Source organism: Naasia sp., from assembly GCF_025465545.1.
In the GTDB taxonomy this organism is placed as follows: domain Bacteria; phylum Actinomycetota; class Actinomycetes; order Actinomycetales; family Microbacteriaceae; genus Naasia.
This window is the reverse complement of the sequence record NZ_JAODMK010000014.1, coordinates 1-22,008: the sequence shown is the minus strand read 5'-3', so window position 1 is coordinate 22,008 and position 22,008 is coordinate 1. Positions and strand designations below refer to the sequence as shown.

The 22,008-nt window shown below is 71.2% G+C and carries 21 protein-coding genes; 12 read left to right on the top strand and 9 right to left on the bottom strand.

The window, feature by feature from the left end; all coding sequences use genetic code 11:
* The first annotated feature begins 143 nt into the window (after positions 1-143).
* Positions 144-650, top strand: coding sequence for a SprT-like domain-containing protein (locus JWR33_RS04065; protein WP_297409727.1), 507 nt, complete (start codon positions 144-146; stop codon positions 648-650).
* Between the two features lie 46 nt (positions 651-696).
* On the opposite strand, the gene JWR33_RS04060 is transcribed toward JWR33_RS04065, so the two are convergent.
* Complete coding sequence (locus JWR33_RS04060) at positions 697-999, bottom strand: DUF427 domain-containing protein (protein ID WP_297409685.1); 303 nt, start codon at positions 997-999, stop codon at positions 697-699.
* Between the two features lie 110 nt (positions 1,000-1,109).
* Here JWR33_RS04060 and JWR33_RS04055 point away from each other — a divergent pair, with 110 nt between their 5' ends.
* The 3 genes from JWR33_RS04055 (at position 1,110) to JWR33_RS04045 (ending at position 3,838) form a co-directional block, all read left to right on the top strand.
* On the top strand, positions 1,110-1,610 hold the full coding sequence (locus tag JWR33_RS04055) for a hypothetical protein (RefSeq protein ID WP_297409684.1): 501 nt from the start codon (positions 1,110-1,112) through the stop codon (positions 1,608-1,610).
* Complete coding sequence (locus tag JWR33_RS04050) at positions 1,611-2,213, top strand: DUF1684 domain-containing protein (protein WP_297409683.1); 603 nt, start codon at positions 1,611-1,613, stop codon at positions 2,211-2,213.
* 185 nt (positions 2,214-2,398) lie between these two features.
* Positions 2,399-3,838, top strand: a complete 1,440-nt coding sequence (locus JWR33_RS04045) for a DEAD/DEAH box helicase (protein WP_297409682.1) — start codon at positions 2,399-2,401, stop codon at positions 3,836-3,838.
* A 179-nt stretch (positions 3,839-4,017) separates the two neighbouring features.
* On the opposite strand, the gene JWR33_RS04040 is transcribed toward JWR33_RS04045, so the two are convergent.
* A complete protein-coding gene (locus tag JWR33_RS04040; protein ID WP_297409681.1) occupies positions 4,018-4,560 on the bottom strand; it encodes an NUDIX hydrolase family protein in 543 nt (180 codons plus the stop codon).
* A gap of 69 nt (positions 4,561-4,629) precedes the next feature.
* Between JWR33_RS04040 and JWR33_RS04035 the strand changes: the two genes are divergently transcribed.
* The 3 genes from JWR33_RS04035 to JWR33_RS04025 are packed head-to-tail and all read left to right on the top strand — an operon-like array spanning position 4,630 to position 10,637.
* Entirely contained in the window at positions 4,630-5,274 is a 645-nt protein-coding gene (locus tag JWR33_RS04035; protein WP_297409680.1) for an alpha/beta fold hydrolase, read from the top strand.
* A 40-nt stretch (positions 5,275-5,314) separates the two neighbouring features.
* Complete coding sequence (locus JWR33_RS04030) at positions 5,315-9,850, top strand: ATP-dependent helicase (protein ID WP_297409678.1); 4,536 nt, start codon at positions 5,315-5,317, stop codon at positions 9,848-9,850.
* The gene (locus tag JWR33_RS04025) at positions 9,843-10,637 is read left to right on the top strand and encodes a DNA-formamidopyrimidine glycosylase family protein (RefSeq protein ID WP_297409676.1); all 795 of its coding nucleotides are present in this window, start codon (positions 9,843-9,845) and stop codon (positions 10,635-10,637) included. The genes JWR33_RS04030 and JWR33_RS04025 overlap by 8 nt, the downstream gene beginning before the upstream one ends.
* A 21-nt stretch (positions 10,638-10,658) precedes the next feature.
* On the opposite strand, the gene JWR33_RS04020 is transcribed toward JWR33_RS04025, so the two are convergent.
* Entirely contained in the window at positions 10,659-11,459 is an 801-nt protein-coding gene (locus tag JWR33_RS04020) for an EAL domain-containing protein (RefSeq protein ID WP_297409674.1), read from the bottom strand.
* Between the two features lie 151 nt (positions 11,460-11,610).
* Between JWR33_RS04020 and JWR33_RS04015 the strand changes: the two genes are divergently transcribed.
* Both JWR33_RS04015 and JWR33_RS04010 read left to right on the top strand, forming a co-directional pair.
* Positions 11,611-12,426, top strand: coding sequence for an alpha/beta hydrolase (locus tag JWR33_RS04015; protein WP_297409671.1), 816 nt, complete (start codon positions 11,611-11,613; stop codon positions 12,424-12,426).
* A 28-nt stretch (positions 12,427-12,454) separates the two neighbouring features.
* Positions 12,455-13,858 (top strand): diguanylate cyclase, encoded by a 1,404-nt coding sequence (locus JWR33_RS04010; protein WP_297409669.1) that lies wholly within the window; start codon positions 12,455-12,457, stop codon positions 13,856-13,858.
* A 41-nt stretch (positions 13,859-13,899) separates the two neighbouring features.
* Here JWR33_RS04010 and JWR33_RS04005 read toward each other — a convergent pair whose 3' ends face one another.
* Positions 13,900-14,178, bottom strand: coding sequence for a hypothetical protein (locus tag JWR33_RS04005; protein WP_297409667.1), 279 nt, complete (start codon positions 14,176-14,178; stop codon positions 13,900-13,902).
* A 306-nt stretch (positions 14,179-14,484) separates the two neighbouring features.
* Here JWR33_RS04005 and JWR33_RS04000 point away from each other — a divergent pair, with 306 nt between their 5' ends.
* From JWR33_RS04000 to JWR33_RS03990, 3 genes are all read left to right on the top strand, one after another.
* The gene (locus tag JWR33_RS04000; RefSeq protein WP_297409664.1) at positions 14,485-14,775 is read left to right on the top strand and encodes a hypothetical protein; all 291 of its coding nucleotides are present in this window, start codon (positions 14,485-14,487) and stop codon (positions 14,773-14,775) included.
* A 734-nt stretch (positions 14,776-15,509) separates the two neighbouring features.
* Entirely contained in the window at positions 15,510-16,175 is a 666-nt protein-coding gene (locus JWR33_RS03995) for a hypothetical protein (RefSeq protein WP_297409662.1), read from the top strand.
* A 176-nt stretch (positions 16,176-16,351) separates the two neighbouring features.
* Positions 16,352-17,080: a GntR family transcriptional regulator gene (locus JWR33_RS03990; protein WP_297409660.1), complete on the top strand. Its 729-nt coding sequence runs from the start codon at positions 16,352-16,354 to the stop codon at positions 17,078-17,080.
* On the opposite strand, the gene JWR33_RS03985 is transcribed toward JWR33_RS03990, so the two are convergent.
* The 5 genes from JWR33_RS03985 to JWR33_RS03965 all read right to left on the bottom strand — a co-directional run.
* Positions 17,068-18,063 carry a hypothetical protein gene (locus JWR33_RS03985; RefSeq protein WP_297409659.1) on the bottom strand — a complete coding sequence of 332 codons (996 nt, stop codon included), beginning with the start codon at positions 18,061-18,063 and terminating at the stop codon, positions 17,068-17,070. The genes JWR33_RS03990 and JWR33_RS03985 overlap by 13 nt on opposite strands.
* Positions 18,060-19,430, bottom strand: a complete 1,371-nt coding sequence (locus tag JWR33_RS03980; protein ID WP_297409658.1) for an FAD-dependent oxidoreductase — start codon at positions 19,428-19,430, stop codon at positions 18,060-18,062. The genes JWR33_RS03985 and JWR33_RS03980 overlap by 4 nt, the downstream gene beginning before the upstream one ends.
* Positions 19,431-19,475: 45 nt before the next feature.
* Positions 19,476-20,165, bottom strand: coding sequence for an SDR family oxidoreductase (locus JWR33_RS03975; RefSeq protein WP_297409657.1), 690 nt, complete (start codon positions 20,163-20,165; stop codon positions 19,476-19,478).
* Positions 20,162-20,947, bottom strand: coding sequence for a sugar isomerase domain-containing protein (locus JWR33_RS03970; protein ID WP_297409655.1), 786 nt, complete (start codon positions 20,945-20,947; stop codon positions 20,162-20,164). The genes JWR33_RS03975 and JWR33_RS03970 overlap by 4 nt, the downstream gene beginning before the upstream one ends.
* Positions 20,947-22,008 (bottom strand): ROK family protein (locus JWR33_RS03965; protein WP_297409654.1); only part of this gene is annotated, 1,062 nt, incomplete at its 5' end. The genes JWR33_RS03970 and JWR33_RS03965, both read right to left, overlap by 1 nt.

Below are 22,008 nucleotides of genomic sequence, written 5' to 3'. Positions count from 1 at the left end.
CAGGTCGGCGGTGGCGGAGAGCGGGGAAGGCTGCCCGACCGCGCACAATGAAGGTCGCTGTCGGCCACCGGGAGAGGCGGGCCGCGGCGCTGTCGGGCGCCACGGCTAGCTTCGGGGCCGTGCCGGGGAAGGAGAAGAAGACGATGGCGGAACTCACCCGCGTGCGCGACCGAGCGCACGCCCTCCTCGGCCGCCACCTCGACAGCACCTGGACGTTCGGCTTCGACGCGGCCAAGAAGAGGGCCGGCCTCTGCGACTACTCCGCGAAGCGGATCAGTGTGTCCCGATACCTCGCCGCGCGCTGGAGCGACGACGAGGTGGATCAGGTGCTGCTGCACGAGATCGCGCACGCTCTCGCGGGCCATCGAGCCGGGCACGGTGCCCGCTGGCTGAGCGTCGCCCGGCGGCTCGGCTACACCGGCGCGCGCCTGCACGACGGCGAAACCGCGTCCGAGCTCGCGCCCTGGACGGGGCGCTGCCCGAACGGGCACGTGCACTACCGGTTCCGGGCTCCCACCGCCCCGCTGTCCTGCCGACTCTGCGGCCCCGGCTTCTCACCGACCCGGGCCATCTCCTGGACCAGGCGCGAGGTCAGCACGGCGGACCGGCGGGCGGCCATGCGAGCCACCGATGCCGCCGGCCTCCGCTGAGGAGCGACCCGGGGCGGCGAGACGAGCCCGGCAGCAGGAGACCGGGTCAGTCGACGACCTGGACTTCCTTCCAGAACGCCACGTAGTCGGAGTAGTCCTTGCCCACGCGGTCGAACGAGGTCGGGTAGGGGGTGGGATAGCTCCAGGCGCGGTCCTGCAGCAGGACGTCGCCCGACTTGAGGCTGAAGTACTGGCACTCGCCCTTCCACGGGCAGGTGTACGGGGTGGAGCTCTTCTGGAGCAGCTCGGCGTTGACGCTCTGCGGCGGGAAGTACCAGTTCCCCTCGATCTTGATGAGGTCGGAGGGGTCCGCCTCGGCGATCACGATGTCGTTCAGGACTGCCTTCATGCGCTCTCCTTCGGTGGGTACTCCCTCTGCCAACCCGCCTCGCGCTCCGAGGATTCCCCGGCCAGGGAATCCCCAGTTCCGCGCTGAGACCCGCGTGTCAGACTGGCGCGATGCGGGTCCTGCTCAAGCTTCTCCTCGACTGCGAGCCCGAGGCGGCCTGGAGGGCGCTGCAGTCCCCCACGGTCTTCCGGGAGGTGTCCGCGCCGTTCATCGACATCGCCTCGCTCGAGCCCAGCGGGTTCCCGTCGCGCTGGCAGCCCGGCGCGCACCCGGTGCGGATGATGGTCGCCGGCACCGTGCCGATCGGGCGGCAGACCCTCAACCTGGAGTTCCCGGAGCGGCGCCACGAGGGCGTGCAGATCCTTCGCGACAACGGGACGGGCGACTCCGGGCTGAACGCGCTCTTCACCCGCTGGGACCACCGGATGGCGATCGCCGCTGACCCCGCCGGCACCGGCAAGACCCTGTATCGGGACCGGCTCAGCTACTCGGCCGGCCCCTACACGGCGGCCGTCTGGCCGGGTCTGTGGGCGCTGTGGCAGTGGCGGGGCGCCCGCCTCACCCACCTGGCGCCGAGCTGGTCATCGCGCATCGGCGAACCGGCCGTCTAGGTGGACGCGCTGGACATCCTCGACTGGCGGCGCCAGGTCACCGCGCTCTACGCCGCGGTCCGTGCCGCCGACCCCGAGGAGGGGCACCGGCTCTGGCGGGAGGGGCGCGACCGCCTCTTCGCCAGCCACCCCGCCTCGCCGATCCCGGCGGAGGAGCGAGCCGGGTTCACGGGGCTGCCGGTGGCGGACTACGACCCGAGCTGGCGCTTCGAGCTTCCCCTGCTTCCCGCCGAGCCACGGCTGTGGGAGGTCGAGACGGGAACCGACGGCGTCGTCCCCTTCCAGCTCGTCGGCCGAGTCGAGGTCCCGGATGCCGGCCCCCTCGACGTGTGGTGGCTCGACTCCTACGGCGGCGGCCTGTTCCTTCCGGTCGGCGACCCGTCGCTCGACACCTATGGCGGCGGCCGGTACCTCCTCGACACGGTGAAGGGCGCCGATCTCGGTCCCGGCCGGGCGGCTCTCCTGGTCGACTTCAACTTCGCCTACAACCCGTCGTGCGCCTACGACGAGGCGTGGGCGTGCCCGCTCGCGCCGCCCGGGAATCGGCTGGCAGTGGCGGTGCCGGTGGGCGAGCGTTACCACCCCGAGGCGGAAAGCCGGTAGGCTTGACGAATCTGGCGCCCATCTGCGTGCGCCTGCGTCGAAAGAACGCCCCTCACTCCGCGGAGCGGATCCCAAGGATCCGATCCCTGCGATGGATCTTCTAACGGCGAACGGATGCGCCGTCCGGTGCACTCGCCTCTCCGACCGATTCCGGTCGGATACTGCCTGAAAGGCACTCGTTCTCCATGAGCTCTACCCCTTCCTTCAGCGCGCTCGGCGTGCCGAGCCGCATCGTCTCCGTGCTCGCCGAGCAGGGCATCGCGGAGCCCTTCCCCATCCAGGCCGACACCCTTGCCGACACGCTCTCCGGGCGTGACGTGCTCGGTCGCGGCAAGACGGGCAGCGGCAAGACCCTCGCCTTCGCCATCCCGGTCATCGCCCGGCTCGCTGGGGCGCTCTCCGGCGGATCCCGCCGTGCTGGCCACCCGACTGCGCTCATCCTGGCGCCGACCCGGGAGCTGGCCACCCAGATCGCAGCCGTGATCGAGCCGCTCGCGGCCCCCTACGGCCTGAAGACCACCACGATCTTCGGCGGCGTCTCCCAGAGCCGCCAGGTCGCGGCCCTCAAATCCGGCGTGGACATCGTCGTCGCCTGTCCCGGCCGCCTCGAGGACCTCATGAAGCAGCGCTTCGTGAGCCTCGACGCCGTGGAGATCACCGTCATCGACGAGGCCGACCACATGGCCGACCTCGGCTTCCTCCCCGCCGTGACGCGCATCCTCGCCGCGACCCCGTCCGGCGGGCAGCGCCTGCTGTTCTCGGCCACGCTCGACAACGGCGTGGACAAGCTGGTCGGGCGCTTCCTGCACAACCAGGTGCTGCACTCCGTCGACGAGGCCAACTCGCCTGTCGCCGCGATGACGCACCACATCCTCGAAGTGACCGGGACCGACGGCAAGCGCGACCTCGTGCACAAGCTGGCCTCCGGCAGCGGACGCCGGGTGCTGTTCCTCCGCACCAAGCACGCCGCCAAGAAGCTCGCCCGTCAGCTCACCGACTCCGGCATCCCCGCGGTCGACCTGCACGGCAACCTCTCCCAGGCCGCTCGCGATCGCAACCTTGCCGCGTTCGGCGCAGGCGAGGTGCGCGTGCTGGTGGCCACCGACGTTGCAGCCCGCGGCGTGCACGTGGACGACGTGGACCTGGTGGTCCACGTGGACCCGCCCATGGAGCACAAGTCCTACCTGCACCGCTCCGGTCGCACCGCCCGGGCAGGCAAGGCCGGCGACGTCGTCACCGTCGTGCTGCCCGAACAGCGCTCGGACGTGCGCGCCCTGCTCCGGAAGGCCGCCATCACGGCGATCCCGGTCGCCGCGAGCGCGGCGGGCGAGACGATCGCCCAGCTCGTCGGCGTGGTCGCGGCGCACGTGACGCCCTCCATCCGCACCGAGCAGGCGCCCTCCGGCCGCTCGACTGGCGCCAACGCCGAGCGCAACCGCGCCCGCAGGGGTGGACAGCGCACCGGTGAGCGGACCGACGCCCGGCCCGCCCGCGGAGACGGTCGTCCTGCCCGCGGCGAGGGCCGTCCCGCTCGCGGCAACGGCGCACCCGCCAAGCCGCTCGCCGTCGGCGGTCTGGTCCGCATGTCGCAGGCCGGCGCCGGTCGCCGATCCGGCGGCCGCTGAGCCTTCCGCTCCTGCCGAAACGCTCCGGTGGTCCTTCGGGACCGCCGGAGCGTTTTCGCGTCAGTGTGAGTTCGCGGAAGCAACCCGCCCACTGGGCCCCTGGCGCATGCTTGGGCCAGGGACTGCGGCACGTCACCGCTGAGTTGCCGCAGAGCTGGGCAGCTCAGCGAGGGGACGCTCTAGGTCAGGCGGCCGACGGACGCCAGGGCCGCTTTGACCAGAGCGCCGCGACCGCCGTCCATCTCGGCGGCCACCGCGTCGCTCGCCGCCTCCTCCGGTGTCAGCCAGGTCAGCTCGAGGGCGTCCTGGCGCGGCTCGCAGGTGCCGGTGACGGGGACCACGTAGGCGAGGGCGACGGCGTGCTGGCGCGAGTCGGTGTACTGGCTGAGGGTCGGCTGCGGGAAGTACTCCGCCACCGAGAACGGGTTCGGGCTCACCGGCAGCTGCGGGAAGGCCATCGGACCGAGGTCCTTCTCCAGGTGCCGGAACAGCGCGTCCCGCAGGGTCTCTCCGTACATGACGCGGCCTGAGACGATCGAGCGGGCGATGTTGCCGGTCTGGCTCACGCGGAGCAGGATGCCGACCTCGGTGACCTGCCCCAGGCCGTCCACCCGAACGGGGACCGCCTCTACGTAGAGCAGGGGCAGCCGCTGCCGGATGCTCTCGAGCTCCTCGTCGCTCAGCCAGCCGGGGTTCGGGTCGGGGGTCCGAACGAAGCTCATCCCCCATTCTTACCAGCCCTTCCCCGGCCTCCCGCCGTCCTGTCAGCTTCCGGATGCGAAGATCGACCGATGACGGATGCTGGCCAACCCCGCGTGGACCCGGACGCGGTGCTCTGGTCGTCCGCCCCGAAGGCCCTCGCCGACCGGCCGCTCCTGATCCTGCTGCACGGCGTGGGCGCCGACGAGGGCGACCTGTTCTCCTTCTCCCCGCGGCTGCCGCTGCATCCCGTCATCGCATCGCTGCGGGCCCCGAGCCCGTACGGGGCCGGCTGGTCGTGGTACGAGCTCGGCACGCCGGGTGAGCCGAACAGCGACGGAGTCGACGCGGCCGCGCGGGCCGTGCTCCGCTGGCTCGACGAGCTCCCCGTCGCTCCCCCGTCGATCGGACTGCTCGGCTTCTCCCAGGGCGCCGCCGTCGCCACCCAGATGCTCCGCCACGCGCCGGACCGGTTCGCCTACCTCGTGCACCTCTCGGGCTACGTCACCTCCGGCGACCTGCCGGGCGACGCACAGCTGGAGCGGCGCAGGCCGCCGGTGTTCTGGGGCAGGGGAACCGTCGACGAGGTGATCCCCGGCATCGCGATCGAGCACACCGAGCAGTGGCTGCCCCGCCACTCGTCGCTGGAGTCGCACATCTACGAGGACCTCGGACACAGCGTCTCGAACGAGGAGCTGGCCGACGTCGTGGCGTTCCTCGGACGCCGGCAGGCCTGACTCCCTGCCGGATGTCGGGAGCTGCGGCGAGAATGTCGGGGTGACACCCGACACACCCGCGGAAGCGGGGGCACTCGCCCTCTTCTCGGAGGCGACCCGCGAGTGGTTCCAGGGCGCCTTCCCCGCCCCCACCGAGGCGCAGTCGGGGGCGTGGAACGCGATCTCGGGCGGCTCTCACGCCCTCGTGGTGGCGCCCACGGGGTCGGGCAAGACGCTCGCCGCGTTCCTCTGGGCCCTCGACCGCCTGGCCGCAGGCACCCGGGATCCCGACCTGCCCCGCACCCGGGTGCTCTACCTCTCGCCCCTCAAGGCGCTCGGCGTGGACGTGGAGCGCAACCTGCGCAGCCCGCTCGTCGGCATCACCCAGACCGCCAAGCGCATGGGCCTGCCGGCTCCCGACATCCGGGTGGGGGTCCGGTCCGGCGACACCCCAGCGGGCGACCGGCGTGCGCTGCTTCGGGACCCGCCCGACATCCTCATCACGACCCCCGAGTCCCTCTTCCTCATGCTCACCTCGAGCGCGCGGGAGACGCTCCGCGGCGTCGACACCGTGATCGTCGACGAGGTGCACGCGGTCGCGGCCACCAAGCGCGGGTCGCACCTCGCCGTCTCGCTCGAGCGGCTCGACGCCCTGCTCGCCAAGCCGGCGCAGCGCATCGGCCTCTCCGCCACCGTCCGGCCCATCGAGGAGGTCGCGCGCTTCCTCGGCGGCCGGGCCCCGGTCGCGCTGGTCGCGCCGACCTCCACCAAGAGATTCGACCTCCGCGTCGTGGTCCCCGTCGACGACATGACCGACCTCGGCGCCCCACCGGCGCTCGACGGCTCCCCCGGCGCCCCCGCCCAGGGCTCGATCTGGCCGCACGTGGAGGAGGCCATCGTCGATCTGGTCGAGAAGCAGCGCTCCACCATCGTGTTCGCCAACTCGCGGCGGCTCGCCGAGCGCCTCACCGCCCGCCTCAACGAGGTCTGGTCTGAGCGGCAGGAGCTGGAGCTCGCCCCGGCCGGGGTGCCCGTCGCCTTGATGCAGGCCCAGAGCGGGTCGACGCGGGGAGCCGATCCGGTGCTGGCCCGCGCCCACCACGGCTCCGTCAGCAAGGAGCAGCGGGCCGGCATCGAGGACGACCTCAAGAGCGGGCGCCTCCGCTGCGTGGTCGCCACCTCGAGCCTCGAGCTGGGCATCGACATGGGCGCCGTGGACCTCGTCGTGCAGGTGGGGGCCCCGCCGTCGGTGGCGAGCGGGCTGCAGCGCCTCGGCCGCGCCGGCCACCAGGTGGGCGAGGTGTCCCGCGGCGTCGTCTATCCCACCCACCGGGCCGACCTGGTGCACTCCGCCGTCGCGGCCGGCCGCATGGTGACCGGCCAGATCGAGGCCATCGCCGTTCCCGCCAACCCGCTCGACATCCTCGCCCAGCACACCGTGGCCGCCTCCGCCATGGACGAGCTGGACGTGGAGGAGTGGTTCGACCTGGTCCGGCGCAGCGCCCCGTTCGGCTCCCTGCCACGCTCCGCCTATGAGGCGACCCTCGACCTGCTGGCCGGCCGCTACCCGTCGGACGAGTTCGCCGAGCTGCGGCCGCGCATCGTCTGGGACCGCGACGCCGGCACCCTCACCGGTCGTCCCGGAGCCCAGCGGCTGGCGGTCACCTCGGGCGGCACCATCCCCGACCGCGGACTCTTCGGCGTCTTCATGGTCGGCGGTGAAGGCTCGTCCCGCGTCGGCGAGCTCGACGAGGAGATGGTCTACGAGTCGCGGGTCGGCGACGTCTTCGCCCTCGGCGCCACCAGCTGGCGCATCCAGGAGATCACCCACGATCGCGTCCTCGTCACCCCGGCCTACGGTCAGCCGGGCCGGGTGCCGTTCTGGAAGGGCGACGGACTCGGTCGTCCGGCCGAGTTGGGGCGCGCGATCGGCGCCTTCCTCCGCGAGGTGGGCTCGCTGGACGCCGCAACAGGCACCGACCGGGTGGGCGCTCTCGGGCTCGACGCGCGGGCCACCAGCAACCTCCTCGCCTATCTCACCGAGCAGCGCGCGGCCACGGGCACCCTGCCGACCGACCGCACGATGGTGGTCGAGCGCTTCCACGACGAGCTGGGCGACTGGCGGGTGGTACTGCACTCCCCGTACGGGATGAAGGTGCACGCCCCGTGGGCCCTGGCCGTCGGCGCACGGGTCGAGGAGAGATACGGGATCGACGGCAACACCATCGCCAGCGACGACGGCATCGTGGTGCGCATCCCCGACACCGACGCGGAGCCGCCCGGCGCCGACCTGTTCGTCTTCGACCCCGACGAGATCGACGGGATCGTGACCGCGGAGGTCGCCGGGTCTGCCCTCTTCGCGTCCCGCTTCCGGGAGTGCGCCGCCCGGGCGCTCCTGCTCCCGCGCTACAACCCGGCCCGCCGCTCGCCGCTCTGGCAGCAGCGGCAGCGCGCCTCCCAGCTGCTCGACGTGGCCCGCAAGTACCCGTCGTTCCCGATCATCCTCGAGACCATCCGCGAGGTCATGCAGGACGTCTACGACCTGCCCGCCCTCGACCAGATCACCCGCGAGATCGCGTCCCGCCGCATCCGCATCGTCGAGACGACCACCGAGTCCGCCTCCCCGTTCGCCGGCTCCATCCTCTTCGGCTACGTCGGCGCGTTCATGTACGAGGGCGACAGCCCGCTCGCCGAGCGCCGGGCGGCGGCCCTCTCCCTCGACACCTCCCTCCTCTCCGAGCTGCTCGGGCGCACCGAGCTCCGCGAGCTGCTCGACCCCGCTGTGATCGAGCGCACCGAGCTCGAGCTCCAGCGACTCGCGGTGGACCGCCGCGGCCACGACCTGGAGGGGATCGCCGACCACCTCCGCCTGCTCGGCCCGCTCACCGAGGACGAGGTCAGGGAGCGGCTCGAGCCGGAGTTCCGGGCCTCCGCGGCGGGCTGGCTCGCCGAGCTCGTCGACTCCCGCCGCGCACTCCGGGTGTCCTTCGCCGGAAGCGAGTGGTGGACCGCCATCGAGGACGCCAGTCGGCTCCGGGACGCGCTCGGGGTCCCCCTCCCCATCGGCACCCCCACCGCCTTCGTCGAGCCCGTCGAGGACCCGCTGGGCGACCTGATCAGTCGCTACGCCCGGACGCACGCACCCTTCACGGCCGCGGCAGCCGCCGCCCGGTTCGGCCTCGGCACCGCGGTCGTCACCGACACCCTCCGGCGGCTGTCGGCCCAGAGGCGCGTGGTGGACGGCGAGTTCCGCCCGGGTGGCCAGGGCACCGAATGGTGTGACGCAGAAGTGCTCCGTCGGCTGCGGAGCCGCTCCCTCGCGGCGCTCCGCAAGGAGGTGGAGCCCGTCGACGGCACCGCCTACGCGCGCTTCCTGCCCAGCTGGCAGCAGGTCGGCGGCAGACTCCGCGGGGTGGACGGGGTCGCCGCCGTCATCGATCAGCTGGGCGGCGTGCCGATCCCCGCGTCCGCCTGGGAGAGCCTGGTGCTGCCCGCCCGGGTCCGGGACTACCTGCCCAGCATGCTGGACGAGCTCACCGCGACCGGCGAGGTGCTGTGGACGGGGTCGGGGCCGCTCCCCGGGAACGACGGCTGGGTCAGCCTGCACCTCGCCGACACGGTCCCCGTCACCCTGCCCGAACCCACCGAGCCCGAGCTCAGCCCCCTCGAGACCGAGATCCTCGCCGCACTCGGCACCGGCGGCGGCTACTTCTTCCGCCAGCTCTCCGATTCTGTGGGCAGCCTCGACGACGAGGCGATGTCGACGGCGATCTGGAATCTGGTCTGGGCGGGTCTCGTGACGGGCGACACGTTCTCCCCGTTGCGCGCGATGGTCGGCTCGGGCGGCTCCGCCCATCGCCAACCGCGCCGCCCCACCCGCACGCGCTCCTACCGGGGCCGCAGCCGACCCTCGATGCCCGCCCGCTCCGGCACACCGCTCGTGAGCGGCCGCTGGTCGATCGTGCCGCTCGCCGAGGCGGAGACCACCGTGCGGGCCGCCGCGACGGCCGAGATCCTGCTGGACCGGTACGGGGTCGTGACCCGCGGCGCCGTGGCCAGCGAGCGCGTCCCGGGCGGCTTCGCTCTCGTCTACAAGACGCTGAGCGCCTTCGAGGACAGCGGCAAGGCCCGTCGCGGGTACTTCATCGAGTCGCTCGGCGCCGCGCAGTTCGCCACGAGCGGCGCCGTCGATCGACTGCGCTCCTTCAGCAGGGCGCCCGGCGACGACCGGGGCGACACCCCCGTGCTCGCCCTCGCGGCGACCGATCCGGCCAACCCGTACGGGGCCGCCCTGCCGTGGCCGCAGCTCGAGGGCCACCGCCCCGGACGCAAGGCGGGCGGGCTGGTCGTGCTCGTCGACGGCTCGCTCGCCCTCTACCTCGAACGCGGCGGCAAGACCCTCCTCACGTTCACGGACGACCCAGGCGACCTCACTCAGGCGTCTGCGGCGCTCGGCGATCTGGTGCGGTCCGGGTTCGTGGACAAGCTCGCCATCGAGAAGGTCAATGGCGAGTTCGTGCTCGGCACGGAGGTGGGCACCGCGCTGGAGAGCGCCGGCTTCTCCCCCACTCCCCGCGGACTCCGGCTCCGTGCCTGAGGGCGACACCGTCTACCGCGCCGCCAAGCGCCTGGACGCGGCACTCCGCGGCAAGGTGCTCACCTCGTGCGATGTGCGGGTGCCGCAGTACGCGACGGTGGACCTGACCGGCAGGACCATCGACGAGGTCCTCTCCCGCGGCAAGCACCTGCTGATGCGCCTCGGCGACACGACGATCCACTCGCACCTGAAGATGGAGGGCGAGTGGATCCTCTATGCCCCCGGCAGGCGGTGGAACCGGCCCGCCCACGAGGCCCGAATCGTGCTCGGCACCGTCGATGTGCAGGCGGTGGGCTTCTCCCTCGGCGCGCTCGACATCCTCTCCCGCACCGAGGAGTACGACGTCCTCGGTCATCTCGGCCCCGACCTGCTGGGCCCCGACTGGGATGCGGCGGAGGCCGAGCGCCGGCTGCGGGCGGAGGGCGAGCGCCCCATCGGCATCGCCCTGCTCGACCAGCGGGTGATGGCGGGGCTCGGCAACGTCTATCGCAGCGAGATCTGCTTCCTCCGGGGGGTGCTGCCCACCCGGCCGGTGAGGGAGGTCCCGGATCTGCCCGCGTGGGTCGCCCTGAGCCGGCGGACCATGTTCGCCAACCGGGACCGCCCCTCCCGCGTCTTCACCGGCAACACCCGCAAGGGCCAGGGCAAGTGGGTCTACGGCCGGGCGGGCGAGCCGTGCCGCCGCTGCGGCACCCGAATCATCACCGACAGCCTCGGCGATCCGGTGAGTCCCGGGCAGGGGAGCACCGATCGCATCGTGTTCTGGTGCCCCCGCTGCCAGAGCTGAATCGGACGCCGGTCAGGAGGGTCAGGCGCCGACGGGCCCCACCCAGGGCAGGATCAGCTCGGCCGGCGTCAGCGCAACGGCCGGGGCAGGGCGGCCGAGCAGGTAGCCCTGCCCGAGATCGCAGCCGAGCTCCCGCAGCAGCTCGAGCTGTCCCAGCGTCTCCACGCCCTCGGCCACGCAGGTCATGCCCAGATCGTGGGCGAGGGAGATCAGCGTGCCGACCAGCGCCGCATCCACCGGGCTGGTGAGCAGCCCCGCGACGAAGGAGCGGTCCGCCTTGAGCTGCCGGGCGGGCAGGCGGCGAAGGTGCGCGAACGAGGCGTAGCCGGTGCCGAAGTCGTCGATCGAGATGGAGACACCGGTCGCCGCGATCTCGGCGACCCGGGCGACGGAGTCGGCATCGGCGACCGGAACCGACTCGGTGAGCTCGAGGATGAGCCCGCTCGGCTCCACCTCGTGGAAGTCCAGCAGCCGCGCGACGCTGTCGACCAGCTCGGGGTCCTCCAACTGCCGGGGCGAGAGGTTGACGGCGATCTGGAAGTCGTCCGGGACGGACGCGCTCCTGCGCCACTCGGTGAGCTGGCGAAGTGCCTCACCGAGCACCCACTCCCCCAGCGGCACGATGAGGCCGGTGGCTTCGGCCAGCGGGATGAAGTCGTCGGGAGCCACTTGACCGAGCTCGGGGCGCATCCAGCGCACCAGCGCCTCGGCGCCCTGCACCGATCCGTCGTCGAGGCGGCGCACCGGCTGGTAGACGAGGACCATCTCCTCGCGCTCGATCCCGAGCTGCAGGGCAGTGCCAGCTTCCGCGCTTCCGACCACGTCCAGAACCCTCTCCACTCCGTACCGACAGCCTGTCACTCGGTCCTGCATGCGCCTAACTGCGTCAATTGGAGGTTGACACTTATAGTGAAAGGGCCGCCGTGCCGTCCGGACCCGCCGAGTGCCGCGTGCCCATCCCAGGAGGTACTCGGTGACAGCAACCGCGCCGACGGCGGACGTGCGGCGCCGCAACAACGTTCACGTGCTCGGTGCCGCGTCCGGCTCGCCCCTGGTCTTCGCGCACGGGTTCGGCTGCAGCCAGGAGATGTGGCGGCACGTGGCGCCCGCCTTCGAGGCGGACCACCCCGTTGTGCTGTTCGATCACGTCGGCGCCGGCAACTCGGACCTCTCGGCCTACCAGCGCAGCCGATACGACTCCCTGCACGGGTACGCGGAGGATCTGCTGCAGATCCTGGAGCAGCTCGACCTGCACGATGTCGTCTACGTGGGCCACTCGGTGAGCGCGATGATCGGCGTGCTGGCCGCCAACATGGACCCGTCCCGCTTCCGCGCGCTGATCCTCGTCTGCCCCTCGCCGCGGTACATCGACGACGACGGGTACTCCGGGGGCTTCACACTGCCGGACATCGAGTCGATGCTGGACGCGCTCGATGCCAACTATCTGGGCTGGTCCGCGGGGATGGCGCCCGTCATCATGGGCGTTCCCCAGCGCCCGGAGCTGGGCGCCGAGCTCACTGAGAGCTTCTGCCGCACCGAGCCGGCCATCGCGCGGCACTTCGCCCGGGTCACCTTCCTGTCCGACAACCGCCGTGACCTCGCGGCGGTCTCCGTGCCGACGCTGGTGCTCCAGTCGGCGGACGACGCCATCGCCCCGCGCCAGGTGGGCCAGTACGTGCACGAGCACATCCCGGGAAGCACGCTCCGCGTCATGCCGACGACCGGGCACTGCCCCAATCTCTCCGATCCGGAGCTGGTCTCGGCAGAGATCCTGGCTTATCTCGCATGACCCGGCGACCTGCCCCCGAGCAGTCCTCGTGACCGCGGAGTCCGCGGAGGAGCTTTACGAGCACGCGCCATGCGGATACCTCTCCGCAGAGATCTCAGGCGGCATCGTCCGCGTCAACCAGACCTTCCTGGACTGGACCGGCTACACCCGCGAGCAGCTGCTGGGCCGCTCGTTCGACAGCCTCCTGAGCGTCGGCAGCCGTCTCTTCTTCGAGACCCGCTTCCTGCCGATCCTCCGCCTCGAGGGCGAGATCCGGGAGGCCGCGCTGAGCGTCCGGCGGGCTGACGACACCGTCCTCCCGGTGCTGGTCAACTCGATCCTGGTGCGGGACGACGCGGGCTCCCCGGTCTCCGTGCGCACCGCCGTGTTCGACTCCACCAAGCGGCAGGACTACGAGCGGGACCTGCTCCTGGCTCGTCGTGCGTCCGAGCAGTCGGAGGCGCGGGTGCGGGTGCTGCAGGAGGCGTCGGGACGGTTCGGCTCCAGCACCTCGGAGGAGGCGCTTGCCGAGGCGCTGGTCTCCACGATGCACGACGCCTTCGACGCGCGCGCCGCCGCGGTCCTCCTGCTGGAGGGCAACGGCGATCTCCGCCTCCGGGCGGGAGTCCACCCGATCGGCATGTCGCTTCCCCGCTCCGATTCCGGCCCCGAGACCGAAGCGCTCCGTTCCGGAATGCCGGTCGTCGTGACGAGCGTGGACGAGGCGGAGCGGAAGTATCCCGCGCTCGCGCGGGCGATGCTCGACGCGCATCTGGAGGCGCTGACCGTGGCGCCCCTGATCCAGGGCACCACCCCTCTCGGCGTCGTCGTCGCCTTCTTCGGCCGGCAGCGCACCTTCGACAGCGGCGCGCTGGACCTGCAGAGCGCACTGGGCCGGCAGGCCGCGCAGGTGCTCCAGTGGCTCCGCCTGCAGGACCAGCTCAGGCACGACGCGTTCCACGACAGCCTCACCGGGCTCGCCAATCGCAATCTCCTCCGGACGCGGCTGGGCGACGTCGTCCTCGGCGCCCGGCAGCGCAAGACGTCCGTCGCCCTGGTCTTCGTCGACCTCGACGGGTTCAAGCCCATCAACGACACGCTCGGCCACGCCGCCGGCGACCAGGTGCTGGCAGAGATCTCCGAGCGGCTGCGCGAGGTGGTGCGCCGAGAGGACACTGTGGGGCGGCTCGGCGGCGACGAATTCGTGGTCCTCTGCGAGGACGCGGACGAGGCGACCGCTCTGCTGATCGCGGAGCGGATCCGGGAGTCGATACGTCAGCCGTTCCCCGGAGTCGCCGACGGCTTCCTCGTCACGGCGAGCATCGGCGTCGCCGTGCACTCCCCCGAGTCCAGTCGTTCGATGACGGGCGAGGGCCTGCTGCACGAGGCCGACGAGGCGATGTACCGGTCGAAGACCGAGGGCAAGGACAGAGTCACCGTCGTCGCCGTCTAGGGCGACCGGTCACCCCGATGGGCGGGCCGCGAGCGGCCGGATCACATCAGCGGATCGAAGCCGCTCGGGTCCTCGTACGCTCCGGCGTGCTGCGGCTGATGGTCGGCGTCGTCGTTCCCGCCGCTCACATCGATCTCCGCCCACAGCACGGGCATGCCCGGCGAGAACAGGATCTCCAGCCCGGGTCCACCGCGGAGCGGCGGAATGGTGACATAGCCGCCCCCCGCCTGGATGGCACGGAGGATCTCACCCTTGAGCTGGGTCACCGGATCCGGCAGAAAGTAGTCACGTCCGTTGACCGTGAGCCTGTGCAGTGTCACCAAGGCGAATCCCTCTTGTCGTCCATAGTCGAGCGCGACCAGCGTAGTCCTGGTGGATTGCGTGTCGCCTCCGCTGAGCTGGCCCTGGACAGCCGCCGCACGATCCCCTAAGGCGCCCGGGCAGGATACACATGATGACAATTCGGTAAACCCCCGCACGGATGTCGGGGGTGCGCGGTACTTTCTCCTCACCGGGGAGCCCCACCCCCGTCCGACGCCGGGACGAACGCAGTCAGCGAAGCCCGGCCAGGACGCTGTCCTCGGTCGATAGCGAGGCATCACGACGCCTCGAGAGGCACGGTCAGCATGGCCAGCACCACGCGCTCCGACTCCCTGCTCAGCCCGGCACGCCAGGCGCTCTTCTCGCACGAGGTGCGCGAAGGCGACAGCGATCCGGTCGCCACCTCGTCGATGCTCGATCGGTTCGGAGCCTCTGACGTGGCCCCCGTGCATTCCTTCCCGGTCGAGGGAGGAAGCGGCCACCGCCGCTCCACCTTCGAGCCCCGACGGCGGGATGCAGTCCTGATGTGGGCCGCCACCGGCACGCTCGGCGCTGCGGCGGCCACCTTCCTGGTCGGCGTGCTGCTCGTCCGCTGACCCGCGAAGTGGGGAAGTCGACCCCCTTGTCCCCCATCCTGCGGACAGGCATGCTGTTCATGGGGTACAGAGGACGGTTCACCCGGCCGGCCTTCAGCCCCTGGAATGCGGCGTCTCCCCACGTCGAACACATCCTTACGAGCACCACCTGACAGCACGAAGGTCGAGCCCTTCCGCTCTCCACGAGGAGCGGGAGGGCTCTCTCCTTGTGCGCTCCTGCCGGCGAGCCCGTGGTTCCGCGGGGAATCCGGCGCTTGGCTGCCAGGCCGAACGGACGTAGCGTGGGGACCGGGAGGAAGCGGCAGCACCGAATCGGCTCGCCGCACCGCACCATGGAGACTCGTCTCACCCACGCTCAGCACCCCGACGCTGTCGTCGCCGACTTCGGGCAGCGCCGCTCGTGAACACGCCGGCCGACCGCGCTCCCGCCAGCCGGTGCCCGGACTGCGGCGGAAGGCTCGAAGCCGGCGGGGAGGTCGCGACTCCCTACTGGTCCTGCCGCACCTGCAACGTCGTCTTCCTCTAGGCACGCCGACCACGACGCCGGTCGCCTGCAGCCGGCCCCTGTCGACCGGACATCAACCGAGTTCACCCTCCGCCTGCGTTCTTCGGCGGCGGCTCGCGGCCTGGCCCCGCATCGAGGGGCCCCCGCTGTGGGGCTCCCCGGGCGCACTCCCCCCGGCCTAGTCTCCGAGGTGCGGCCGGGGGGGTCGCAGTCTCAAGGGGGATACGCAATGTTCGGATGGTTCGTCGGGCTTGGGCTCGTGGCAAAGGTCAGCATCGGGGTCACGGCCGCCACGGCGACCGTCGTCGGGGCCGGCGCAGCACATGTGCTGCCCATCGTCGCTCAGGAGGCCTTCGACACCGCCGCCACCGTGATCGCGCCGACGGACGACAGCTCGGACGGCGTCACCGACCCGAGCCAGGTCACTTCCGCGGACGACAGCGCCTCGGACGCCAGCACCCCGGACGACACCGCGTCGGACGAGGCGGCAGCGGACGACAGCGCCGACGACGAGCTCGCGGGTGCGGACGACGAGTCGCAGAGCGACGACACGTCCAGCGCCGCGGACGGCGACGACTCCACGCCGGCGGGCGATGCCGCCCGAGCGGAAGAGGACGCACTCGAGGACGCCGCGGACGCCGCGGAGGACGCACTCGAGGCCGCGGAGGACGCCGAGGAGGACGCCCGCGAGGCCGCGGAGGATGCGGAGGAGGACGCCCGCGACGCCGCGAAGGACGCCGAGCACGAACAGAAGCACGCCGACAAGGCGGCCAAGAATGCGGCGAAGGCAGCCGACAGGGCGGCACGCGACACCGCCGAGGACGAGCAGTCGGACGACTCCGCGAACTCCGGGCATGACAGCTCCGACGACGAGGGCGACAGCGAGGACGACTGATCTGACCGCACGGTGCAGGCACGGATTGCCCGCACCGGTCCAGGCACTGCAGAGACGCCGCCGGATCCCGGTGGCGTCTCTCTGCCGCCAAAGCAGTATGCACAGCTTCTGCGCGCCTGTATAGACGGCTGGCGACGGCCACGCAATAGACTCCTTTCGGCGGGAAGGGCGACGCGATGACGACGGCGGGCGGCACGACGAGGGCGCAAGCCATCGAGGACTGGCTCCGCGAGAAGGTGCACGCAGGCAAGGAGGGAGACCCCCTCCCCTCCGAGACGGAACTCGCGACCCGGTTCGGTGTGAGCCGCATGACCGCTCGTCATGCCGTGCAGAACCTCGCCTCAGAAGGGCTGGTCAGTCGGCGGCCCGGTGCAGGGACGTTCATCGCTGCCACGCCGATGCATCGCCATTTCGGCCCGCTGATGAGCTTCACGGCGGACATGAAGCGACGAGGGCTGATGGCGTCCTCGCAGCTCATCTCGGCGGAACTCCGGGAGCCCACCGGATCGGAGTCCACTGCGCTGGGACTCGCACCCGGGCTGCGACTGGTTGCGATAATCCGGCTGCGCCTGGCGAACGGGTCACCGATGGCGATCGAGCACACGCGGCTCACGCCGGATTGCCTGCCCCTGCTGGGCGGGGACCTCGAGAAGGGCTCACTCCACGAGGCGCTGAGGACCTTCGGAAGGGAGCCGACCCTTGCGCTCTGCCGGATCAGCGCGCGGGCGGCCACCGCGAAGGAGGCGAAGCTCCTGGGACTGGCTCCTCGGTCGGCGGTGCTGACCGAGGAGCGGGTGATCTCCGATCAGGAGTCGAAGGAGCTCGAGTTCACGACGACCGTGTATGCGCCGGAGAGATACGTGATCGATGCCGTGTTCTCGCTGTCCGGCACTCAGGAGGGCTGAATCGCGGCGCTCGGGGACCAGGTGAGGGCGCGGACCGCGTTGTCCCGGAAGATGCTTCGGATGTCCGAGGCGGACACTCCCGCCTCGGCGAGCTGCTTCGGAAGCTGCGCGCTCAGCCAGGCCAGGCCGGGGGATCCTCCGAGAGACGTCCACAGGTCCCGCCGGGCACCGTCGGTGCCGACCACGAGCTGTCGCCCGTACCCCGCCGTGATCAGATCGAGGGTCGCCCGCACGGTGATCGATGACAGGCCCTTCCCCGCCTGACGGAGTCCCTGGTCGAGTTCGAGCACGACACCCGTGCCGGCGAGAGCCCGCAGATAGCCGAGGTCCCCCGACTTGTCGACGTGGCTGAGGATGATTCGGCTGGGTGCGATCCCCCGGCCGACGAGGAACTCGATCTGGGCCAGGCCGCCGACGCCGCCTTCGCAATGGGTCAGGATCGGCGCGCCGGTGATCAGCGCCGCCTCCGCAACGGCCGTCATGTTGCGCACATCGCGGTCATCCGGGATCTCGCCGCTTGTGGCGACTTTGACGAGCCCGGCTCGATGCGGCGTCCGATGCACGAAAGGGCCCGTGTAGTCGAACTCATCGACGCCCTCGGTGAGGTCCGCGACGAATGCGCTGATCAGCTCGTCGACGCTCACGCGGTTGGTCCAGTGGGCGGGTCCGTAGTAGCGGTCGTGATGCAGACCGGTCGCCGTGATGACATCCACGCCCGTGCGAGTCGAGATCGCGGCGAGACGCACCGCATCTCGTCCGGAGGAGACGGGCATCGCATCCACCATCAGCACGGCCCCCGCCTCGCGACAGGCGACAACCTCCTCGACGGCGGCCTCGACGTCAGAGAGGTGGATATGCGGGAACCGGTCCGCGATGAGCGGTGAATCGATGATGAGGTGCTCGTGCATGTAGACCGTGCCCGGGCCGATCGACGCACGGTCGCCGAGCACGGTGCGGACGAACCCGCCCGTCGAGCCCGTCACAGGATCACGCCGTCAGCGACGAGCGCCGCCCGGAGCGCGTTCCGGTCCAGATCGCGGAGCCGCACGTCCGCGGAGACCGACAGGGCGGCGGCGGTTCCGGCCGCCTGCCCGTAGGACAGGCACTGAGCGATGGAGCGAGCGGACGCGTGCGCGTCGTGGGTGGCCGACAGGCATCGGCCCGCGACGATGAGTCCCTCCGTCTCGACGGGAAGCAGGCAGCGGTAGGGGATGCCGTAGGACTTCCCGGTCGGCCCGCCTTCGCCGTTCGTGCCGACGTACTGCCAGATGGTCCCGGCGCCACCGTCATGATCTTCGACAGGGGCGCCGCAGAGAGCGATGGCGTCGTCGAACTGCCGAGCGCCCAGCACGTCCTCCTTCCTGAGCACATACTCGCCGAGAAGCCGTCGAGTCTCCCGAGTACCGATCCATACCGAGGTCGCCAAGAGGTAGGACTCCTCATATCCGGGGACCTTGTCACGAAGGAAGCGCGCGTACTCCGTGGCCTGCGAGCGTCCCTCGATCTCGGCAGCCGTCATGGCCCACGGGTTGGTGGGGTCGATCCCGGCCACCCGGGTCATGTTGGTGTGGTAGACGCCGGGCAACACGGTGTAGTGCGCGGAGCCTTCCAGCCGAGGGAGGCGGTATTCGCCGCTGGCATCCGCCTCGGCCATCAGGCGGTGGATCTCCGGGGTCTTCGCCGGCTCACCGACACCGCCGACGCGGAAGGTGGTCGTGAGCGGCTGGACGCGACGCTTCTCCTCCGGCATCTCCAACGAGCTGCCCGCTGCCCAGGCGACGTCCGCATCACCCGTCGCATCGACGACTCTGCGGGCCGTGATGCGGAAGGGACCGCGGCGGGTCAGCACGATCACCCCGCAGACGGTGCTGCCGTCCATGATCACCGCGCTCATGCGCGAATGGAGCAGCGGAGTCACCCCCGCTGCGAGCAGCTGACGGTCCCATTCGAGCTTCAGGGCCTCTGGTTCGTAGGTGACGCCCGTGCCCGCGCCGTAGGTGTTGCCCCGCAGCACCGCCTGACCGTCCCGAAGCAGGGCATCCGCGACCTCCCACCCGATGCCGCCGACGATTCGCTCCTCGCTGCCCGCGGGGAAGAAGCCGTACATGGTGTCGAGCACCCCGGCGGCGGTTCCTCCGAAGAAGCCGCCGCTCTCGATGAGCAGAGTCTTCGCCCCATGCCGCGCTGCCATCACCGCCGCTGCGCTGCCTGCCGAGCCGCCACCCACGACCGCGACGTCGCCTGCCCACAGCTCGGGGTAGTGCACGGCATCGCCGACGGACAGGCGCACAAGAGACCAGGCGGTGTCCGGAGGCGTGCGGATGAGCTCGGGACGGAAGGTGTCGTTCATCGGTGCGGTCCTTTCACGCTCCTGCTGGGAGCACAGGGCAGTGGGTCAGCGAAGGAGCCAGCCGCCGTCGACGGGGATGACGGCTCCTGTCGTCTGAGGCGAGTCTTCACTGACGAGCCACCGGACCGCCGAGGCGACCTCGTCCGCGGACGACGGGCGGCGGGTCAATGGCATGAGCTCGCCGAAACGGGAGCGGATGCTCTCGTCGCCGAGCGCGCGAGCCGCCATCGGCGTATCGACCAGACCCGGCGCGACGAGGTTGACCCGGATGCCTCGTCGGGCTCCCTCGTAGGCGGCGGCCTCGAGCAGCGGGATGAGGCCCGCCTTCGCGACTCGATACGCCGCGGTGAGGAAGTCGCCGTCGAGGCCTCTGGCGAGAGCGGATCCGATCAGCACGATCGACGCGCCGGGTTCCGAGCGCCGAAGACAGGAGCGGAGGAAGTAGAAGGCGGAGGTCAGATCCACGCGGATCACCTCGTCCCAGGCCTCGTCGGTGCACTCGGACACCGGGCCATCGCCCAAGCGTCGACCGCTCATGCCGATGGTGTGGACGGCCGCGGTGAACCCGCCCTGGGCGGCCAGCGCCGACGCGACGCGATCCGCGACCCCCGGCATGGTGATGTCCTCATCGGGCCGATCCGATCCGTGCACCGCGAATCCGTCTTCCGCGAGACCGACGATGCAGGCGCCGCCGATGCCCCCGTCGGTTCCGACGACCCAGGCCTGCTTCGTCAAGCCGACACCCTGATCGCGGGTCCCACCTTGAGGACGTCTGCCTTGCGCCGTGCGTGCTCGAGGTAGGCGCTCTCGAAGAGCTGCGCGGAGGCGTCGACCCCCACGATCTGCGCGCCGGTGAGCACGGGAAGCTCGATGCCCATGTCGGCGAGCTTCTGAGCGGTCCGCACCTTCAGCTCGTTGACGATCGTGATGTTGGCGATGCTGCTGACCGGGCCGACCTTGTTCGCCCAGCCGTCGATGGCGATCGCCGCGTCACCCAGCGGGGTGCAGATGTCGATGACGACGTCGGCGTGGTCGGCCAGGATCGTGCCCGACTCGTGGGTGGCGGGAACGGCACGTGCTTCGCTGGCGGAGGTGACGGCGATCACCTTCAGCCCGGCCTCCTTCGCCAGCATCGCGGTCTCCACCGGCACCGCATTGCGGCCGGTCGCGCTGAACATGAGGATGGCGTCGCTCGGGCGCAGCTTGAAGTTGGCGAGGATCGCGGCGGCGAAGCCGGGCACACGTTCGATGAACATCGCCTGGCGCTGACCGTTGGAGCCGGCGATCTCCGTGTGGAAGGTCATCGAGAGCTCCACAAGCGGGTGCCAGCCCGGGTACGAGCCGTAGCGCGGGAACATCTCCTCCACGGGGATGCGCGAGTGGCCGGTGCCGAACGTGTGCACGACTCCTCCGCCGCCGATCGCGGCGGCCGCGATGTCCGCCGCCCGCTCGATGGCCTCGGACTGGGTGGACTCGATCCGATCGAGGACGTGTCGTGCTTCGTCGATCCAGGACATCAGGCATTGCTCCTTCGGTGGGAAGTGGAGGTGGACGGAGGCGGATCGAAGGTGGAGGCGGCGTACAGGGCGGCCCCCACCGATCCCGCCTCGGCGCCGAAAGTCCCGACGCGCGCATCGATGGGTCCCGAGATGGAGATGCGCTGGTCGAGGATGCGACGCACCTCGGGAAGCATCAGGGGGACGGACGGTGCGAGTCCCCCGCCCAGGACGAGGGTCGGGATCTGGAGCAGCATGCAGGTCGCTCCGGCGGCCATGCCGATCGCGCGACCGGCTCGAGCGAAGGCGTCGAGCGCCCATGGGTCGCCGCGGAGGGCCGCTTCCGACGCGACTCGCGCGGTGAGATTCTCGACTCGTCCGCCGCACAGCTCGTTGAGGACGGCCGACTGCGCCGTGATCAACGTGCGCGAGAGGCGGCCGACGATCGCCGACGCGGAGGCGAGGGTCTCGAGGCAGCCCCGCCCGCCGCAGGGACACAGCTCGCCGTCTGCCTCGGAAGGGAAATGACCCATCTCGCCGATGGAATCCACGTCGCCGATGAGGATCTTCCCGCCCAGGGCGACCGCGCCACCCACACCGGTGCCGAGGGCGATGAAGAGCGCGTTCTGCTCGCCGGCGGCCGCGCCCGCCACGAACTCGGCGTAGGCCATCGCACGTGCGTCGTTGAGCAGAGCGACCGGCAGCCCGGTCCGCTGCTCGACGACCTCGGCGACGGGGAACCCGTCCCAGTCGCCGGGGACGTTGGGGATGAAGCGGGTTCGGCGGCGCAGCGCGTCGATCGTTCCCGGGAACGTCAGCCCGATGGCGGAGGGCGCCGCATCCAGGGTGGTCGCGAGCTCGCAGATCGCGTCGATGACCGCGGTGCCGCCGGTACGGGGCGTCGCGAGGAAGCCGGTGCGCTCGAGCTGTCCGTCGCCCACGATCGACCACTTGATGGCCGAGCCGCCGACATCGATGCCGAGCTGACGGCGCGTTGCACTCGGCGGATTCGCCGCATCTGTCGCTGTCATCAGTTCCCCCACGCCGGACTCCGCTGTCACAGGCAGGTCCGTGAGATCGTC

Coding starts and splice junctions, on each gene's coding strand:
- JWR33_RS04060 (WP_297409685.1), bottom strand. CDS start 999: ATGAAGGCAGTCCTGAACGACATCGTGATCGCCGAGGCGGACCCCTCC.
- JWR33_RS04065 (WP_297409727.1), top strand. CDS start 144: ATGGCGGAACTCACCCGCGTGCGCGACCGAGCGCACGCCCTCCTCGGC.
- JWR33_RS04035 (WP_297409680.1), top strand. CDS start 4,630: ATGACGGATGCTGGCCAACCCCGCGTGGACCCGGACGCGGTGCTCTGG.
- JWR33_RS03980 (WP_297409658.1), bottom strand. CDS start 19,430: ATGAACGACACCTTCCGTCCCGAGCTCATCCGCACGCCTCCGGACACC.
- JWR33_RS04000 (WP_297409664.1), top strand. CDS start 14,485: ATGGCCAGCACCACGCGCTCCGACTCCCTGCTCAGCCCGGCACGCCAG.
- JWR33_RS03970 (WP_297409655.1), bottom strand. CDS start 20,947: ATGTCCTGGATCGACGAAGCACGACACGTCCTCGATCGGATCGAGTCC.
- JWR33_RS04040 (WP_297409681.1), bottom strand. CDS start 4,560: ATGAGCTTCGTTCGGACCCCCGACCCGAACCCCGGCTGGCTGAGCGAC.
- JWR33_RS04055 (WP_297409684.1), top strand. CDS start 1,110: ATGCGGGTCCTGCTCAAGCTTCTCCTCGACTGCGAGCCCGAGGCGGCC.
- JWR33_RS03990 (WP_297409660.1), top strand. CDS start 16,352: ATGACGACGGCGGGCGGCACGACGAGGGCGCAAGCCATCGAGGACTGG.
- JWR33_RS04045 (WP_297409682.1), top strand. CDS start 2,399: ATGAGCTCTACCCCTTCCTTCAGCGCGCTCGGCGTGCCGAGCCGCATC.
- JWR33_RS03995 (WP_297409662.1), top strand. CDS start 15,510: ATGTTCGGATGGTTCGTCGGGCTTGGGCTCGTGGCAAAGGTCAGCATC.